The 18167-nt window shown below is 67.3% G+C and carries 17 protein-coding genes and 1 tRNA gene; 14 read left to right on the forward strand and 4 right to left on the reverse strand.

What is annotated here, in order from left to right:
• The first annotated feature begins 60 nt into the window (after window positions 1-60).
• From ACZ5BM_RS16370 to glpK, 4 genes are all read left to right on the forward strand, one after another.
• Window positions 61-858 (forward strand): DeoR/GlpR family DNA-binding transcription regulator, encoded by a 798-nt coding sequence (locus ACZ5BM_RS16370; protein WP_498909202.1) that lies wholly within the window; start codon window positions 61-63, stop codon window positions 856-858.
• A 40-nt stretch (window positions 859-898) separates the two neighbouring features.
• Entirely contained in the window at window positions 899-2452 is a 1554-nt protein-coding gene (glpD, locus tag ACZ5BM_RS16375; protein WP_498909203.1) for a glycerol-3-phosphate dehydrogenase, read from the forward strand.
• Window positions 2453-2513: 61 nt separating this feature from the next.
• Complete coding sequence (locus ACZ5BM_RS16380; protein WP_498909204.1) at window positions 2514-3401, forward strand: MIP/aquaporin family protein; 888 nt, start codon at window positions 2514-2516, stop codon at window positions 3399-3401.
• 37 nt (window positions 3402-3438) lie between these two features.
• Window positions 3439-4920, forward strand: a complete 1482-nt coding sequence (glpK, locus tag ACZ5BM_RS16385; protein ID WP_498909206.1) for an FGGY family carbohydrate kinase — start codon at window positions 3439-3441, stop codon at window positions 4918-4920.
• A 70-nt stretch (window positions 4921-4990) separates the two neighbouring features.
• Here glpK and ACZ5BM_RS16390 read toward each other — a convergent pair whose 3' ends face one another.
• The gene (locus tag ACZ5BM_RS16390) at window positions 4991-5446 is read right to left on the reverse strand and encodes a copper chaperone PCu(A)C (RefSeq protein WP_498909207.1); all 456 of its coding nucleotides are present in this window, start codon (window positions 5444-5446) and stop codon (window positions 4991-4993) included.
• A gap of 133 nt (window positions 5447-5579) precedes the next feature.
• Here ACZ5BM_RS16390 and nrdR point away from each other — a divergent pair, with 133 nt between their 5' ends.
• The 6 genes from nrdR to hpxZ all read left to right on the forward strand — a co-directional run bounded on the left by nrdR (window position 5580) and on the right by hpxZ (window position 9843).
• Window positions 5580-6113, forward strand: coding sequence for a transcriptional regulator NrdR (gene nrdR, locus ACZ5BM_RS16395; RefSeq protein ID WP_498909209.1), 534 nt, complete (start codon window positions 5580-5582; stop codon window positions 6111-6113).
• A 55-nt stretch (window positions 6114-6168) separates the two neighbouring features.
• Window positions 6169-6702, forward strand: a complete 534-nt coding sequence (gene nusB / locus ACZ5BM_RS16400; protein ID WP_498909210.1) for a transcription antitermination factor NusB — start codon at window positions 6169-6171, stop codon at window positions 6700-6702.
• A gap of 9 nt (window positions 6703-6711) precedes the next feature.
• Window positions 6712-7662 carry a thiamine-phosphate kinase gene (gene thiL / locus ACZ5BM_RS16405; protein ID WP_498909211.1) on the forward strand — a complete coding sequence of 317 codons (951 nt, stop codon included), beginning with the start codon at window positions 6712-6714 and terminating at the stop codon, window positions 7660-7662.
• 218 nt (window positions 7663-7880) lie between these two features.
• The gene (locus tag ACZ5BM_RS16410; RefSeq protein ID WP_498909212.1) at window positions 7881-8072 is read left to right on the forward strand and encodes a DUF4089 domain-containing protein; all 192 of its coding nucleotides are present in this window, start codon (window positions 7881-7883) and stop codon (window positions 8070-8072) included.
• A complete protein-coding gene (locus ACZ5BM_RS16415) occupies window positions 8069-9469 on the forward strand; it encodes an amidase (protein ID WP_498909213.1) in 1401 nt (466 codons plus the stop codon). The genes ACZ5BM_RS16410 and ACZ5BM_RS16415 overlap by 4 nt, the downstream gene beginning before the upstream one ends.
• Window positions 9466-9843, forward strand: a complete 378-nt coding sequence (gene hpxZ, locus ACZ5BM_RS16420) for a nuclear transport factor 2 family protein (protein ID WP_498909214.1) — start codon at window positions 9466-9468, stop codon at window positions 9841-9843. Before ACZ5BM_RS16415 ends, hpxZ begins: the two co-directional genes overlap by 4 nt.
• 162 nt (window positions 9844-10005) lie before the next feature.
• Here the strand turns inward: hpxZ and ACZ5BM_RS16425 are convergent, their stop codons facing one another.
• From ACZ5BM_RS16425 to ACZ5BM_RS16435, 3 genes are all read right to left on the reverse strand, one after another.
• On the reverse strand, window positions 10006-11283 hold the full coding sequence (locus ACZ5BM_RS16425) for a hypothetical protein (RefSeq protein WP_498909215.1): 1278 nt from the start codon (window positions 11281-11283) through the stop codon (window positions 10006-10008).
• A gap of 30 nt (window positions 11284-11313) precedes the next feature.
• Window positions 11314-11769, reverse strand: a complete 456-nt coding sequence (locus tag ACZ5BM_RS16430; protein ID WP_498909216.1) for a hypothetical protein — start codon at window positions 11767-11769, stop codon at window positions 11314-11316.
• Between the two features lie 379 nt (window positions 11770-12148).
• Window positions 12149-12222 (reverse strand) — tRNA-Cys (locus tag ACZ5BM_RS16435).
• Window positions 12223-12393: 171 nt separating this feature from the next.
• Here ACZ5BM_RS16435 and ACZ5BM_RS16440 point away from each other — a divergent pair.
• From ACZ5BM_RS16440 to ACZ5BM_RS16455, 4 genes are all read left to right on the forward strand, one after another.
• The gene (locus ACZ5BM_RS16440) at window positions 12394-13098 is read left to right on the forward strand and encodes a protein-L-isoaspartate O-methyltransferase family protein (RefSeq protein WP_498909217.1); all 705 of its coding nucleotides are present in this window, start codon (window positions 12394-12396) and stop codon (window positions 13096-13098) included.
• 96 nt (window positions 13099-13194) lie between these two features.
• A complete protein-coding gene (locus tag ACZ5BM_RS16445) occupies window positions 13195-14616 on the forward strand; it encodes a TolC family protein (RefSeq protein ID WP_498909218.1) in 1422 nt (473 codons plus the stop codon).
• Between the two features lie 3 nt (window positions 14617-14619).
• Window positions 14620-15300, forward strand: coding sequence for a DUF2497 domain-containing protein (locus ACZ5BM_RS16450; protein ID WP_498909219.1), 681 nt, complete (start codon window positions 14620-14622; stop codon window positions 15298-15300).
• Between the two features lie 89 nt (window positions 15301-15389).
• Complete coding sequence (locus ACZ5BM_RS16455) at window positions 15390-18083, forward strand: valine--tRNA ligase (protein WP_498909221.1); 2694 nt, start codon at window positions 15390-15392, stop codon at window positions 18081-18083.
• Window positions 18084-18167 lie beyond the last annotated feature (84 nt).

The following is an 18167-nucleotide window of genomic DNA, read 5'->3' on the forward strand; positions in this document are numbered from 1 at the left end:
ACATCGGTGCCGCCGGACGTCCCGCCGGCGTTTCCTTTTGCGCCAGCGGAGTGACGTCGCGTGAGCTCTCCGGACGAACGCTCCGCCCATATCGTCGAGATCGTGCGCAACGCCGGATACGCGTCCAACGACGATCTCGCCCGCATCCTCGGCGTCACGGTGCAGACGGTGCGGCGCGACGTGAACCGTCTGGCCGAACAAGGGCGGCTGGCCCGTCATCACGGCGGGGCCGGCCTGCCATCGTCGATCGAGAACATCGCTTACAGCGAGCGTCAGGTGCTCAATCGAAGCGAGAAACAGGCGATCGCCCGTCTCGCGGCGGCCCGGATCCCGCATCACAGTTCGCTGTTCATCAATCTCGGCACCACGACCGAAGCCTTCGCCCAGGCACTGCACGGCCATGACGGGCTTCAGGTGATCACCAATAATTTGCAGGTCGCGGCGGGGCTGTGGTCCCGTCCCGGTTTCAAGGTGGTGGTCGCCGGCGGCATGGTGCGCGCGCAGGATGGCGGCGTGATCGGCCAGTCCGCCTGCGAACAGATCGCACAATACCGCGCCGATTTCGGCGTGATCGGCATCAGCGGCATCGACGAGGACGGTGCCCTGCTCGATTTCGACGTCGAGGAGATCCGCGTCGCCAGGGCGATCATGCGCAATGCGCGACAGGTGCTGCTTCTAGCCGACCACACCAAGTTCGGCCGCCGTCCGATGATGCGCATGGGCGCCCTCGACGAGGTGGATGCCCTGTTCACCGACCGGCCCCCGCCGGGCCCGATCGCGAGCCTTCTCGCCGAGCGTGGAATCGCTTGTCACGTGGCGGAATGGGATGGCGACGATTTTCGCAAAGGAACCTCATAAGTTCGCTTGCGAAAATGTGGTCCGGGTATATGGTCCGAGTATGCGAACCGATCCGACCCGTCCCGACCCGGCGCCCTATGACCTTCTGATCGTCGGCGGCGGCGTGAACGGCGCCGCGATCGCCCGCGATGCCGCCGGACGCGGGCTCCGCGTTCTGATGGTCGAACAGGACGATCTCGCCGCGCACACCTCCTCCGCCAGCACCAAGCTGATCCATGGCGGCCTGCGCTATCTCGAACATTACGAATTCCGCCTCGTGCGTGAGGCGCTGCAGGAGCGCGAACGGCTGATCGCCACGGCGCCGCACATCATCTGGCCGCTGCGTTTCGTGCTGCCGCATCAGCCTTTCCTGCGCCCGGCCTGGCTGCTGCGGCTGGGCCTGTTCCTGTACGATCACATCGGCGGACGACGCACCTTGCCGGGTTCGCACGGTGTTCGTTTCGGAGCCTCTCCGTTCGGAAGCGCGCTTGTGCCGTCGATCAAGCGCGGCTTCGTGTATTCCGACGGCTGGGTGCAGGACAGCCGGCTGGTGGTGCTCAACGCCGCCGATGCCGCTGCGCGCGGTGCCGAGATCCGCACCCGCACCCGGTTCGAACGCGCCGAACGGCGCGACGGAATCTGGGTGGCGCAGATCGAAGAGTCCGGCATGCCCAGGACCGTCTCCGCACGCATCCTGGTGAACGCCGCCGGCCCCTGGGTCAGCGAATTGCTGTCCGAACGCGTGGGGCTCGCCACCTCCAAATCCGTCCGCCTCGTCAAAGGCAGTCACATCGTGGTGCCGAAGCTCTACGAGGGCGACCACGCCTACATCCTGCAGAATCCAGACAAGCGCATCGTGTTCGCGATCCCCTACGAAGGCCGCTTCACCCTGGTCGGCACGACCGACGTCCCGTTCACGGACGATCCGTCGCAGGTCCGGATCTCCGCCGACGAGACGCAGTATCTCTGCGACACCATCAACCGCTCTTTCACCCGCACCATCACGCCGGCGGATGTCGCGTGGTCCTATGCCGGCGTGCGTCCGCTCTATGACGACGCGGCCGCCAACGCCTCGGCGGTGACGCGCGACTACGTGCTCGACGTCGACACCAGCGGAAACGGCGCGCCGCTGCTTTCCATCTTCGGCGGCAAGATCACCACCTCGCGCCGTCTGGCCGAACATGCCCTCGAAAAGCTGGCCTCCTTCCTGCCGGGTTTGAAACCCGCCTGGACCGCGACGGCCGCGTTTCCGGGTGGCGATTTCGCGAAAACAGGCTTCGACGCCCTGTTGAAACGCCTCCGCGCCGAGAAGCCCTTCCTGTCCGAGACCTTGTCCTGGCGCCTCGCCCGCAACTACGGCACGCTGGCCTGGACCCTTCTGGGTGAGGCCCGGACCCTGGCCGATCTCGGCGAGGATTTCGGCGCGGAGCTTCATGCCGCGGAAGTGCGTTTCCTGATCGAGAAGGAATGGGTGCGCACCGCGGACGATCTGCTCTGGCGCCGTTCGCGTCTCGGGCTGCACGTCCCGCAGGACGGGCAGCAGAGACTGGCCGCCTTCATCGACCGCCATCTGACCGACCCGCTTCTGTCCATCGGGAGCGCACAGGCCGCCTAGAACCTTCAAGCGGCGCGATCGGACAAAGAAGCCGACGCGCGAACCGGGGGAGGAAACGAGGATGTTCCGGAACAAGATCCTGCTCGGGGAACTGATCTCCGAATGCATCGCGATGCTGATCGTCATCGCCTTCGGCGATTCCGTCGCCGCCATGTACACGCTCTACGATCCCAGCCCCTACAAGATGGCCTATTGGGGCGTCTGCATCTCCTGGGGCCTCGGCGTCACCATCGCCATCTATGCCACCGGCGCCGTCAGCGGCACCCATGCCAATCCCGCCGTCACCCTGGCGCTGGCGATCTATCGCGGTTTCTCCTGGAGAAAAGTGCCGTTCTACATGCTGGCGCAGATCGTCGGCGGCTTTCTCGGTGCCGCGATCGTCTACCTGCTGTTCGGCCCGGTGATCGACCATTTCAACCTGACGCAGCATCTCACGCGCCCCGAAGGCGGTGCTGCCGGCGTGTTCTTCACCCATCCGGGCGATTTCCTGACCCCGATGCACTGTCTGGTCGACCAGATCGTGCTCACGGCCTTTCTCCTGTTCGGCATCTTCGCCGTGACCGAACAGTTCAACACCCAGGCGCCGCAGGCCAATTCCGGCGCGCTCATCATCGGCCTGCTGGTGGCTCTGATCGGCGCCTCCATGGGTTATCTGGAAGCCTGGGCGATCAATCCGGCGCGCGATTTCGGCCCGCGTCTGTTCTGTTTTGTTGCCGGCTGGGGGCCGGCGGCGTTTCCGTCGCCCGGCGACTACTGGTGGGTGCCGATCGTGGGCCCGCTGGTCGGCGGCGTGGTCGGCGGCGGCGCGTACCAGTTCCTGATCCGTCCGTTCCTGCAACCGCCGCTGCCGCAGACCACGCCGGAGCAGCCGCGCGACGACCGTGCCCGCCCGGTGCCGATCGAGTCCACCACGGTCGAGCCGGTCCCCACCGCGCGCGGGGGCGCGTGATCCTTCTTCCAACCAACAAACGAACCGGAGACCGTTCATGAGCGGCAAGACCATCCTGGCGATCGACCAGGGCACGACCTCCACACGCTCCATCCTGTTCGGCGACGACACCAGGCCGATCGCGACCGAACGACGCGAGTTCAAGCAGTTTTATCCCCAGCAGGGCTGGGTGGAGCACGACGCCGACGAGATCTGGCGCGACGTGGTCGATACCGCCAAGGCCGCCCTGTCCGGCGGACGCGCGCCAGAGGCGATCGGCATCACCAACCAGCGCGAAACCCTGGTGGTGTGGGACCGAAAGACCGGCGAGCCGATCCACAAGGCGATCGTCTGGCAGGACCGGCGCACCGCCAAACGCTGCGCCGAACTCAAGCGCGAGGGCGTGGAGGAGATGGTCCAGGCCCGCACCGGCCTGCTGCTCGATCCCTATTTCTCCGGCACCAAACTCGCCTGGCTGCTCGACAACGTGGACGGCGCCCGCGCCCGCGCCGAGAAGGGCGAGCTCGCCTTCGGCACCATCGACAGCTTCCTGCTCTGGCGCCTCACCGGCGGCAAGGTCCACGCCACCGACATCACCAATGCCTCGCGCACCCTGCTGTTCGACATCCACAAGCAGCAATGGGACCCCGATCTGCTGCGCCTGTTGAACGTGCCGGAAGCCCTGCTGCCGGAGGTGCGCGACAATTGCGGCATTCTCGGCGAAACGGACCCGTCCTTGTTCGGCCGCTCGATCCCGGTCGGCGGCATGGCCGGAGACCAGCAGGCGGCGGTGATCGGGCAGGCCTGCTTCCAGCCCGGCATGGCCAAATCCACCTACGGCACCGGCTGCTTCATGCTGCTGAACACGGGCGAGGAGGCGGTGTCCTCCAACAACCGGATGCTGACCACCATCGCCTACCGGATCAACGGCAAGACCTCCTACGCGCTGGAAGGCGCCATCTTCGTCGCCGGCGCCGCGATCAAATGGCTGCGTGACGGTCTCGGCCTGATCACCCACGCCTCGCAGACCGATGACATGGCGACGCAGGTGCCGGACAGCCACGGCGTCTACATGGTGCCGGGCTTCGTCGGCCTCGGCGCGCCGCACTGGGACCCGCATGCGCGCGGCCTGATCTGCGGCCTCACATTGGGCGCCACCGCCGCCAACATTGCCCGCGCGGCGCTGGAATCGGTCGCGTTCCAGACCCTCGACCTGCTCCAGGCGATGCGCGACGACGGCGCCAGCAAGGCGGAGTCGATCCGCGTCGATGGCGGAATGTCGGCGAACGACTGGTTCTGCCAGTTCCTGGCCGACATGCTTGGCGTGAAGGTGGAGCGGCCCGGCAACCTCGAGACCACCGCGCTCGGCGCCGCCTTCCTGGCCGGGCTCGCCACCGATGTCTGGCCGGACCTCGATAGCATCGGCGCCACCTGGGCGCGCGATGCGGTGTTCGAGCCGAAGATGGACGCGTCCAAGCGCGAAACCATCGTCGCCGGCTGGCACGATGCGCTGCGGCGGGCGCTGTTGCAGCCGGCCTGATCTCGCGTTCTTGTCCCATTGCGGCCCGCCCTCTCGCCGGGGGCGGGCCGATTAAGTTGCATCGTGAAACTTAATGCGGGAATTCGCGCACGGCGAAGTCGGTATGCAGGTCGGGATGGCCCAGCAGGGTCATCGTCACCGGGATGGTCTGTCCGGGAGTCGGCACGTTCGCGCCCCGGTCGCACACTAGGTGATAGCCGCCGCGGCTGAACACCAGCGTCGTCTTCGGCGCCACCGTCATCTTCACCGGAGCCCGCCCGTTGACGCCGCCGCTATGCGCTTCCTCCAGCTTGAGGCTGGAACAGGCGGGGGCGCTGTAGCCGGTGATCAGCGCCGGATGCTCGGTCGGGTTGATGATCTTGAAATAGCCGTAGGTCGGGCCGTTGTTGCGGACGGTTGCAAACCAGGCATTGTCCACGGTGATGGACGGGGCCGGCTTGTCGGGTGCTTTTTTCGGCGCGTCCGCCAGCGCCGGGGCGGCGAGCAGAAGGCAAGCGGGAAGCAGGAAGCGGCGCAGCGCGTTCATTCTCGGTCCTGTTCTCGAAACGGTGAGACCTGAACGCGCGAACGAGGCGGTTTGATGCACGGGCCTTGTGCGTTGCGGGCCGGAAAGGCACCTGTTTCCGGAGCCATTCCTTTACCGATCGAGTTCCGAGCCGATGCGCTGCCCTTTCTGCGGTCACGACGACACCCAGGTCAAAGACAGCCGCCCGAACGAGGACGCCGCGGCCATCCGCCGTCGCCGCCTGTGCCCCGGCTGCGGCCAGCGCTTCACCACCATCGAGCGCGTGCAGCTGCGCGAGCTGGTGGTGATCAAGGCCGATCAGCGCCGAGTGCCGTTCGACCGGGAGAAGCTGGCGCGCTCCATCCGTATCGCCCTGCGCAAGCGCCCGGTGGACGAGGAACGGATCGAGCGCATCGTCAGCGGCCTGGTGCGCCAGCTCGAGGCCTCCGGCGAGACCGAGATCCCTTCCGCGCAGCTCGGCGAGCGGGTGATGGATACGCTGCGCGAACTTGATCCGGTCGCCTATGTGCGTTTCGCCAGCGTGTATCGCGATTTCCGCGAGGCGAGCGATTTCGAGGCCATTCTGGGCTCGCTCACCTCCGGCTCTGCGACGGAGGAAGAGCGCCTGCGCGCCGTGCGCGAGGCTGGGCTTGGCGACACTGGACTGGACGACGCAAAGGCGCGATGAAGCGCGCCATGCGACACATGATGAACGAAGCCGTTTGCCGGATGGGGCGGAACTGATGGCGGTCGAGCCGAACAAGGGGCGGCAGCCGCCGCGCAGCCGTCCGCGCACCGCGTCCCGCGTCGGCGCCGTGCAGGCTTTGTTTCAGAGCGAACAAAGCGGCGAAAGCGCCGAAACCGTGATCGACCAGTTCGTGCGTCACCGTCTGGGTGCCATGGGCGGCGTCGAGGGGCTTGAGGGCGGCTACGAGGATGGCCGGGTGCCGGATGCGGATGCGGCCTTGTTCGGGCGCATCGTCCGCACCGCCGTCTCGTCCCAGGACAAGCTCGACGCGATCCTGGCCGAAGCCCTTCCGCCGGAATGGCCGCTGGACCGGCTCGACCCGGTTCTGCGCGCCCTTCTGCGCGCCGCCGCCGGCGAGCTGACCATGCGCGACGGTCCGCCGGGCCGCGTGGTGATCAACGAATATCTCGACATCGCGCATGGCTTCTTCTTCGGCGACGAGCCGCGCATGGTGAACGGGCTGCTCGACACCGTCGGCCGCCGTCTGCGTCCGCAGGACTTCAACGCGGACAGACCGGCCGCCGGCTGAGCCCGCGCCATGGCGAGCGCGCCCGAATTCGACTTCATCGACCGGCATTTCCTGCCGCTCGCGGGGCCGGGTGCGCTGTGCTTGTCCGACGATGCCGCCGTGATGGCGCCGCCGCCTGGCCGCCAGCTGGTGCTGGCGGCGGATGCGGTGGTGTCGGGCGTGCACTTCCTGCCGGACGACCCGGCGGACAGCGTCGGCGAGAAGCTGCTCGGCGTGAACCTGTCCGATCTGGCGGCGATGGGGGCGGAGCCGCTCGGCTATCTGTTGACCGTGTCCGCGCCGAGATCGCTGTCGGATGATTGGTTTGCGGGTTTCGCCGACGGATTGCGCCGGTCGCAGGAACGGTTTGGGTTGACGCTGCTGGGTGGCGACACCACCGGCACGCCGGGGCCGCTTTGCTTGTCGCTCACCATTCTGGGCCATGTCGCGCCGGGCCGCGCCTTGCGCCGCAACGGCGCGCGTCCGGGCGACGGCGTCTGGGTGACGGGCACGATCGGCGACGCCACGCTGGGGTTGATGTGTCTCCAGGACGGGTTGCCCGATCCGACCGGGTTTCTGGTGGATCGCTATCGCCGGCCGCAGCCGCGTCTGGGTTTGCGTCTGGACGGAATCGCGTCGGCGGCGATCGATGTGTCGGACGGTCTGGTACAGGATCTCGGCCATCTGTGCCGCAGGAGCGGGGTCGGGGCGGAGATCGAGGCCGGACGCGTTCCGGCGTCCGACGCGGCGCGTGCAGCGGGAGCCGATCTGCTGGAGTGCAGACTGACCGGCGGCGACGACTACGAGTTGCTTCTGGCGGTGCCGCCTGATCGGGAGGATGCGCTGCTTGCGGAGGCGAAACGGGCCGGCATCCCGGTGACGCGCATCGGCGTGTTCGGGGCCGGCCCTGCGGATGTCATGGTGCGGGACAAGAGCGGCGCGGCGTTGCGGTTCGTGCGGGCCGGGTGGAGCCATTTCTAGAAGGTGGCCGGGGTCTTCTGTGTCGGTTTGGCATTCGGCGCAGACGTAAGAGATGTTCTTTCTTGGAAGAAAAAACCAAAGAACTTTGTTCGTATATCCTTGTGCTGGTTGGCTGACGTATCCGAACGGATAAAAGTCTTTTTGCTTCTTTTTCTTCAGAAAAAGAAGACTCTTGCTGTTTTCGTCTCCCTGAATCCCATAATGTCTCCGGGCGATATGTGGAGGCGATTCTGACCGACCCCGAACAGGCTCTCGCCGAGTCCGCCGCCGTGTTTCTCGATTTGCCGCTCGATCCGGCTCATTTGCCCGGCGTGCGCGCCAATCTGGCGCTGCTGCGATCGCATGCAGCGCGCCTCGATGCGCTCGATCTGCCGCCGGAGCTCGATCCCGCGCCGGTCTTCCTGCCATGAGCAGCGCGTTCGCAAGCGCGGTCGAGATCGCCGCCGGGGTGAGGGACGGGCGATTGTCTCCGGTGGCCGTGGTGCAGGCGGCGCTGGAGCGGATCGCGGCCTCGGACCCGGTGCTGAACTGCTTCACCGGGCTCCGTGCGGACGAAGCGCTGACGGAGGCGCGGGCCCTGGAAGCGGGCGATCGCGACAAGCCTCTGGCCGGCGTGCCGTTCGCGGTGAAGAACCTGTTCGACGTGGCGGGGACGACGACCTTGGCGGGGTCGAAACTGCTGGAAAGGAACCCGCCAGCGGAGCGCGATGCGGTCATGGTGGCGCGCCTGCGCGCGGCGGGGGCGATCCTGCTCGGCCAGCTCAACATGGACGAGTTCGCCTACGGGTTCTCCACCGAGAACGCGCATCACGGCAACACCGCCAATCCGCATGACCTCGGACGGATCGCGGGTGGTTCGTCGGGTGGGTCCGCAGCCGCGGTGGCGGCGGGTCTGGTGCCGCTGTCTCTGGGTTCGGACACCAACGGGTCGATCCGCGTGCCGGCGTCCCTGTGCGGCGTGTTCGGGTTGAAGCCGAGTTTCGGCCGGCTGTCGCGACGGGGCGCGTTTCCGTTCGTGCACAGCCTCGATCATGTCGGGCCGTTCGCACGCAGCGTGGCCGACCTGGCGCTGTGCTACGACCTGATGCAGGGGCCGGATGCGGAGGATGCCGCTCTGGCGGCGCGGCCGGTCGAGACGGTGTCTGGCGCATCAGGCGGGGATCTGCGCGCGCTTCGCGTGGGCGTTCTGGACGGCTGGTTCCGGCGCGGCGCGGATGCGCAGGCGCTGGCCGCGGTGCAGCGGATCGCCGACGGTCTGGCGCGGGCAGGGGCGTCGGTACGCGAAGCGAGCCTGCCGGGCGCGGAGGCAGCGCGTTCGGCCGCCTTCTGCATCACCGCCTCCGAAGGTGGTGCGCTGCATCTGCCGACCCTGCGGACGGATGCCGGTCTCTACGATCCCGCCGTGCGCGACCGCCTGATCGCGGGGGCGATGCTGCCGGCCGCCGTGACGTTGCGGGCGCAGCGGGTCCGGGCGGCGTTCCGGGCGGAAGCGGCGCGCGTTCTGGAGCGCTTCGATATTCTGCTGGCCCCGGCCACGCCCTGCGCTGCCGTGAAGCGCGGCGCCGCGACCATGCTTCTGGACGGGGAGCCTGTGCCGGCGCGCGCCAATCTCGGCCTGCAAACCCAGCCGATCTCGTTCATCGGTCTGCCGGTTCTGAGCGTGCCGGCGCAGGGGGAGACGGACGCGTTGCCGATCGGGGTGCAGTTGATCGGGGCGCCCTGGGCCGAGCGGACGTTGTTCGAGGCGGCGTTCCGTCTGGAGCGGGATGGGGTTTCTGTGTGTCCGGTGCCCGGATCGTCGGCATGATCGCGATCGACGATCCGGAGGTTCTGCGCGAGGTCGGCGTGGCGCTGGACCGCTACGAGCGTGCGTTGATGGCGAACGACCTGGTCGAGCTCGACGCGCTGTTCTGGACCGCGCCGCAGACGAGGCGCTTCGGCGCCACCGAGAACCTGTACGGGTTCGAGGCGATCGCCGCCTTCCGGCGTGCGCGTCCGAACGGTGCGCCGCAGCGCGTGGTGTTGAGACGCGCGATCACGGCGTTCGGGCGCGACGTGGCGTCGGCGGATCTCGAGTTCCAGCCGGTCGGCAGCGCCCGGATCGGCCGGCAGACGCAATGCTGGGTGCGGACCGACGCGGGGTGGCGGATCGCTTCGGCGCATGTGTCGTTGATGGTGTAGACGGCGTGTTGGGAACGGCAAGAAGAGGTCTTCTTTTTCTGAAGAAAAAGAAGCAAAAAGACTCTATCCGTTTGATTATCGAGCCGTCGCGAGAGCGCCGTTCAACATTCAGAAGTTCTTTGGCTCTTTCTTCCAAGAAAGAACATCACCTTTCTTCATACGTTACGTTGCTGGCTTCTTCACCAGTTGCATCGGCGTGATCCCGGTCGGGATGATCGGGAACTCCATTCTCGTTCCCGGCGGTGCGGCCTCGAACTGGCGTGCGCGGGTGACGAAATCGGTGCGCGCCTGTTCCAGCACGTGCCATTCGCGCGGGATCGCCAGAAACACGATCGGCAGCAGGCAGAGAACAGCCAGCGCGCGCAGCAGGCGTGAGCGATCGGCCAGCAGGGAGACGAGCGCGGCCATCCACAGCATCACAGGAAAAGCGAAATAGCGGTTGCCCATCGGCGCATGGGTCATGATCTCCCAGCGCGGCCGGTCCAGCGAGACCTGCGGCGAAACCAGGCTGGCTGCGAGCATCAGCAGGATGAACGCGGCCGCCTGACGCAGTGCGACAGGGCCGCGGCGCAGCGCGAGGGCGGTGACGATCGCGGCGCCGAGCGTGAGTGAGACGGGCAGAATGTTGTTCTGCCAGATCGGCAGGACCTGCAGTGGCCCGGCCCGACGCCAGCCGATCTCTGCGGCCAGCACCACCTGCGTCGCCAGCACCTGCGCCAGCATGCGCGGACCTGCGCCGAGCGGGGCGTGCGACCGCGTGTCCTGGAGGGCGCCGAGCATCACCGCGATCTGGATCACCCCGCACAGCGCCGGCAGGACGAAGCGCATACGCGCCGCCGGGGACGGTTCCTGACGCCAGCGCCATGCGGCCACCGGCAGCAGCATGAGGGCGAAGGGACCGCTGAGGCCGGACAGGATCAGCACGACGGCATCGAACGCCCAGCCGACGGCGGAACGCGGCGGATGGCCGACCACGATCAGCAGGGCGAGAAGCGCCAGCAGCCATTGCGTGTTGGTGAGGTTGAGGAACAGCTCCATCGCGTTCGGCGTGAGCAGATAGAGCAGGGCCAGCACCACGCGCGGCAGCATGCGCGGCAGGAAGGCGGACACGCGGTCGCTGAGCAGGAAAAGGGCCGGAAGGAGTTGCACGACGAAGGCGACCGCGGCGAACGCGGTCGGGATCAGGTGCAGCGGGAGAGGCTGGCAGAGCAGAGCGACGATGCGCTGGAAGCTGTCGAGATAGCCGCCGGCCGGGATCAGAAGCGCGTGCCAGCCCTGGTTGTAGGCATCGGGATAGAACGACCAGCCCTCGTCGCCCCAGAGTTCGGCATGCAGCAGAGCATCGGGCTGGCGGGAAAAGAGCAGAACTGCGAACACGATGACGGCTGCGCACCAGGCGAGGGGGCGCAGCCGCGTTCCGGTGCCGATCGCCGTGTTCATGGTCATTCCCGTGCCGTGCCTGTGCGGCGGCTATGCGTCGGTGCGGCGATCCGCGTCAACGGCCAGAAGAAGGGCGGCGGCGATCCCGGGCAGGAGCGCGAAAGCGGGGAGTCGGCCGGTGAAGGGAAGGGCGGCGCACCAGATGATCGCGGCGAGACCCCAGCTTGCGCGGCGTTCCGGTGCTGTCAGGAGCGGCAGAAGGCCGAGCAGGCAGGGGAGCATGCGGAGTCCGGCGGCGAGGGCGATGGCGGCCGGATCGAGCGAAAGGCTGCGGTAAGGCGGCAGGGCGTTGCCTGCGGGCAGGAAGGAGCCGAGCCAGCGGAGGATGCTGCCGAGCATGATGAGGAGGCCGCGCGCCGTGCTGTCGAACAGGATCATGAGCAGGGCGAGCAGGAGCGGCAGCATGAGGATGGAAAGGGCGCAAAGGCCGGAAAGGAAGGCGATCGCACGGAGGGAAAGGCGGGCGAGGGGATGGAGGCGGATCACGGCGGGGAGTGTGCGGGAATGGTGCGGGTGGTCAAACCGTGTGGGCCGGTCCGGCGTGCCGATGCTGGTTTTCGGCCGGGGCGTGATCGCTCGGGACGGTAGAGCACTCCCTTGGTAAGGGAGAGGTCCGACCAACGGTTTACAAAACCGCTGCACGACCGGCGGCACTCTGTTCGGGACACAGGGGCCAAAGGTTCGAATCTGCCTAACCGCCGTGAGAGGGCGTTGTCCTGCGCGGAAGGAGATCGCGGTAGAGCATCGCCCTCACACGGCGGGGTCTCAGGCAAAGCTGACGATCATGAAGTGTGCCCAGGGGATTAGGATTCCCCTGCTCTGCAGAGACGAGCTGAAGCCCGGAGTGGGCGATAGGGCAGGATTTTGGAGGTCCGGGCCGGAATTGAACCGGCATTCGCGGATTTGCAGTCCGCTGCATCACCACTCTGCCACCGGACCGGAGGGTTGCGGCAAGGCGTATGGCCCGCCCCGGTGGATTGGTCAAGCGCAGGACGGCGACGGCGAAGCGTGGCGGCCACGCTTTCCTCGCCGGGAGCGGAAACCTATAAGGGTGGAACGTCCGTTCGCCCTCGCGCGTCCGGCCCCCTTTCGCGTTTGGAGCACCCCCGCGTGAGTCATTCCGCCGCTTTCGATCCGGCCGCGCAGGCCCGGACCGGGTCCGTTCCGGACTGGTCGATCGCCCGCTTGCAGATGGTGGATACCCAGATCCGGCCGGTGCAGGTGTCCGATCCGCGCATCCTGGAAGCGATGCGCTGGATTCCGCGCGAGCGATTCGTGACCGCCGACCGTGTGGCAGTGGCCTACATGGATCAGAACGTGCCGCTTCTGGCCGGGCGGGTGCTGTCCGAACCGCGCGTGATCGCGCGCCTGATCCAGGCCCTGGCGCCGCGGCGCGGCGAGCGTGCGCTGGTGGTGGGGGCTGGCACCGGCTACGCTGCCTGTCTGCTGCACACGCTGAATTGCGACGTGGTGGCTTTGGAAGAGAACCGAATTTTGGCGGCGCAGGCGCGCTCGTTGCTGGCGGAGCTGGCTCCGGGCGTGCGTGTGCATGAGGGTGCGCTGTCGGCCGGCGTGCCGGAAGCGGCGCCGTTCGACTTCATTCTGATCGATGGCGGGGTGACGGAAATCCCGGCGGCGTATGGTTCGCAGCTGGCTGAGACTGGTCGCGTGGGCGGCGTTCTCCACCGTCCCGGCGGGGTTCCGACCGCGTTCCTGGCGGAAAAGCAGCCTTCCGGCCTGCGTCCGCGTGTCCAGTTCGATTGCGCGACACCGTTGCTTCCAGAACTCGCTCCGGAGCCCGCGTTCCGGTTCTGAACCGCTCGGACTAGAAGCCTCGCCGGGTTTCGTGGCAGGAAGAAGGGATGCGGACGGTTTCGTCCGATGCCGGACTTGTGACGGAGACTTTGCGCGATGACCATCAGCCGAGGTGTGGGCGTTGGTTTGCTTGCCCTGCTGTACAGCTCCACGGCGCTGGCGCAGAAATATGATGGCAGCGGACCGCCGACCTATGTTCCGCACACGCTGCAGGAAGCGCTGGCGCACGCCTATCTGACCAACCCGACCTTGCAGGCCGAGCGTGCGGCCCTGCGCGCGGTGGACGAGAACGTGCCGACGGCTTTGGCGGGCTGGCATCCGCAGATCAGCGTGAGCCAATCCGGGACGCTGGAAGGCGGCTCGAGCAGCTTCGGCGTAGCCACCAGCCAGAGGTTCCACAATCTGGTCGGCTACAACACGCAGATCACCGGCACCGAGTACCTCTATCAGGGCGGTAAGACCACCGGACAGACGCATCAGGCGGTGAACCGGGTGATGGCGGAACGTGCCAACCTGATCTCCACCGAGCAGCAGGTCTTCGCCAACGTCGTCCAGGCCTATGTGGGCGTGATCGAGGACCAGCAGCTTCTGCAACTGCAGGTGAACAACGAGAAGGTGCTGGAGGAGCAGCTCCGCGCCACCAACGACCGGTTCCGCGTCGGCGAGATCACCCGGACCGACGTGGCACAGGCCGAAGCCGCGCTGGCGAGCGCCCGGGCGGCGCGCCAGCAGGCCGAGGGCACGCTGCAGACCGCGCAGGCGACCTACACCCAGCAGGTCGGCATCGCGCCGGCACCGAATCTGATCCCGCCGCAGCCGCTGCATCTTCCGGTGAGCGATCAGGATCACGCGGTATCGCTGGCCGTTGCCAATAACCCGAACGTCATTAACGCCCTGTTCACCGAATCCAGCGATAAGGATGCGGTGGATGTCGCGATGTCGTCCTTGATGCCGAAGCTGGCGCTCCAGGGCCAATACCTGAAGAGCAGCAACCAGAGCTTCCGGGACCAGCAGAGCACGATTCGGGAAGGGTTGGTGACGTTGCAGATTCCGATCTACCAGGGTGGTGCGGAATATGCGGCGGTTCGTCAGGCCAAGCAGACCGCCCAGCAGGCGCGCCGTCTGGTGGACGTGCAGCGTCGCAGCGCCGCCCAGCTCGCGATCTCCAACTGGCAGAACCTCGTCGCCTATCAGGCATCGATCGACAGCAACCGCACCGCGATCCAGTCCAACATCGTAGCGTTGGACGGCGTCGAGCGTCAGGCGATCGTCGGCACCAGCACCACGCTGGAAGTGCTGCAGCAGCAGCAGACCCTGCTGTCGTCACAGGTCGCGTTGGTGCAGAGCCTCAGCAATCTGGTGTTGAGCTCCTATGGCGTCGCCGCCGCGATCGGCCGTCTCACGGCACGCGATCTGGCGCTGAGCGTGCCGCTCTACGACGAGAAGGCCTACTACAACGCGGTCAAGGATCGCCTGTGGGGGTTGAACGACTACGCCGTTTCCCAGCCAGGCCGCTGAACAATGCCCGACGCGTCTCGCCAGCCACCGCATGACGAGCAGGACGCGTCGATGGACACGATCCTGGCATCGATCCGTCGGATCATCATGGAAGACGAGGCCGGTGCGCAGGGCGGCGACGGAAAGGATGTCGAGGACGAGCTGCTGGTGCTGCAGCCGTCCATGATCGTCGAGGCGAAGGCTGAGGGTGGCGCCAAGGCGGCGCCCGCGTTCGACGACACTGCCAAGCAGAGCGCGACCGATCTGGCTGCAGCCCTGTTCGACGATCCTCCGCCGGCTGCGAAGCCGGTCTCCGAGCCGGCGGCGGTTGCGCCGGCGCCGGAACCTCCTCCCGTCTCGATTCCGGTTCCGGTGGTCGTCGCCCCGCCTCCGCCCACGTTCGCGCCGGTCGAGCCGAGTGTCGTGGATACGCCGCCAGCGGACGCCGCCGTGGCGGAACCGCTTCTGGCGCCTTCGGCCAGCATGGCGGCGGCGCAGGCTTTGGCCAGTTTGGAGGAAGCGATGCGTCCCGAGTCGCCCTCGTCCGACAATCCCCGCCTGCTCCGTACGGGCGGCCCTACCCTGGAAGACATGGTGCGCGACGAGCTGCGCATCCAACTGAAGGATTGGCTGGACGCCAATCTGCCGGCCTTGGTGGAACGTCTCGTCGCGCAGGAGATCGGCCGGCTGGTCAAGCGCGGCTGAACACGACGCGGAACGGTCACGCCGCGGGGCGAACGCCCATGCGCGCGTGCGGCTTCCGGCGGATGCGCTGAACCCGTATTCTTCGTCCCATGCTGGACAAAAGTTTCTCTCCCGACACGACCGAATCGCGCCTCTACGAGCTGTGGGAGCGTTCCGGCGCGTTCGCCGCCCGGCCGGACAGCAATTCCGAGCCGTTCGCGATCATGATCCCGCCGCCCAACGTCACCGGCACGCTGCATGCAGGTCATGCGTTGACCATGACGTTGCAGGACATTCTCGTGCGCTGGCGCCGGATGCAGGGCCGTGACGCCTTGTGGCAGCCCGGGACCGACCATGCCGGCATCGCCACGCAGATGGTGGTGGAGCGCCAGCTCGACAGCGAGGGTGTGCGTCGCGAGGCGCTCGGGCGGGACGGGTTCATCGAGCGCGTCTGGGACTGGAAGAAACAGTCCGGCGGGGTGATCACCCAGCAGCTTCGGCGACTCGGCGCGTCGCTCGATTGGCCGCGCGAACGCTTCACCATGGATGAGGGCCTGTCGGAAGCGGTGCGCGAGGTGTTCGTGCGTCTGTATCGCGAGGGGCTGATCGTCCGTGCGAAGCGTCTGGTGAACTGGGACCCGACTTTCCGCTCGGCCATTTCCGATCTCGAGGTCGAGAGCCGCGAAGTGCGCGGGCATCTCTGGCATATCCGCTATCCGGTCGAGGGTGAGGACGGGCTCAGCGTCGTTGTCGCCACCACACGTCCGGAAACCATGCTGGGCGACACCGCCGTCGCGGTGAATCCGGAGGATGAGCGCTATACCGCCCTGGTGGGCCGCTTCGTGGTGCTCCCGCTGACCGGGCGGCGCATTCCGATCGTCGCCGACGGCTACTCCGATCCCGAAAAGGGCACGGGTGCGGTGAAGATCACGCCGGCGCATGACTTCAACGATTTCGGCGTCGGCGAACGACACAAGCTGGCGATGCCGTCGATCCTCGACGCCGATGCGAAGATCGTTCTGGACGAGATCGAGGCCGAACTCTGCGCGGTTCCGGGTCTGGCCGATCCGGCGTTCGTGCGCGGTCTGGCCGGACAGTCGCGCGAAGCGGCCCGCAAGAGCATCGTCGCCGAGCTGGAGCGGCTCGAGCTGCTGGTGGCCGTGGAGGCGCACACGCATCAGGTGCCGCATGCCGAGCGCGGCGGCGCCGTGATCGAGCCGCGCCTGACCGTGCAATGGTATTGCGACGCGGCCAAGCTGGCCGGTCCGGCGATCGAGGCGGTGGAAAGCGGCCGGGTCCAGTTCGTGCCGAAGCAGTGGGAGAATACCTTCTTCGCCTGGATGCGCGACATCCAGCCCTGGTGCATCAGCCGCCAGCTCTGGTGGGGGCACCGCATCCCGGCCTGGTACGGCCCGGACGGGCAGGTGTTCGTGGCGCATGACGAGGCCGGCGCGCTGGAGCAGGCGCGCGCGCATTACGGCACCGAGACCGCGCTCTCGCGCGACGAGGACGTGCTCGACACCTGGTTCTCGTCCGGTCTGTGGCCGTTCTCGACCCTGGGCTGGCCGAACCGGACCGCCGATCTGGCGCGCTACTACCCCGGCGACGTGCTGGTGACCGGCTTCGACATCATCTTCTTCTGGGTGGCCCGGATGATGATGATGGGGCTGCATTTCATGGGCGACGTGCCGTTCCGGCAGGTGTTCATCCACGGCCTCGTGCGCGACGAGCGCGGCCAGAAGATGAGCAAGAGCAAGGGCAACGGGCTCGACCCGCTGGAGCTGATCGACAGCTACGGTGCCGATGCGTTGCGCTTCACCGTCTGCGCGCTGACCGGTCTCGGTCGCGACGTGAAGCTCGGCGCCAAGCGGGTCGAGGAATATCGGTCCTTCGTCACCAAGCTCTGGAACGCCGCGCGTTTCCTGGAGATGAACGGCGTTCGTCCGGTGGAGGGGTTCGACCCCGCGGCGGCGCGCGGGCAGCTCGCGCGCTGGATCATCGACGAGGCCGGGATCGCCGTGGCGGACGCGACGGCGGCTCTGGAGGCGTATCGTTTCGACGAATACGCGGCTGCGACCTACCGCTTCACCTGGAACCGCTTCTGCGACTGGTTCCTGGAATTCGCCAAGCCGGTGTTCCTGGCCGGCGATACGCCGGAGGCGAACGAGTTGCGCGCCGCAGCCGCGCATGTGCTCGGCGTGATCCTGCGTCTGTTGAATCCGGTGATGCCGTTCGTGACGGAAACGATCTGGGCCGAGTTCGGCTTCGGTGCCGAGGGCAGCCTGATCCGCGCGCCCTGGCCGGAACCGACGCGTTTGGCCGAAGCCGATGCGATCGGCGCCGAACTGGACTGGGTGATCCGCTTCATCGGCGAGATCCGCGCCGTGCGGGCGGAGGTGAACGTGCCGCCGTCGCGCGTGACGCCTGTGCTGCTGCGCGACGCGTCCGAAGCGACCGTGACGCGGGCGCGGAACTGGTCGGAAGCGATCGGCCGCATGGCCCGCGTGTCCGAGGTGTCGGTCCTGGCGGGTGAGATGCCGCAGGGCGCCGCCCAGGCCGTGGTGGACGAAGCGACGTTGATCCTGCCTCTCGCCGGGATCATTGACCTCGATGTGGAGCGGGCGCGTCTGCGCAAGGAGCATGTCCGCGCACTGGACGAGGCGGCCAAGGTCGAGCGCAAGCTGGGCAACGCCGATTTCGTGGCGCGGGCCAAGCCGGAGGTGGTGGAGGAGAACCGCGAGCGTCTGCGTGCCTTCGGCGAGGAAGCAGCGCGCTTGCAGGCGGCGTTGCAGCGTTTGGGGTAAGCACCGACGCGCCCGGACGTTTCGCGACGTTCGGGCGCAGCTCCGGTAAACGTTGCTCCTGGCGTCGCGCACCCCATCTGGAGG

Source organism: Lichenicola sp. GTC18331, assembly GCF_055386855.1.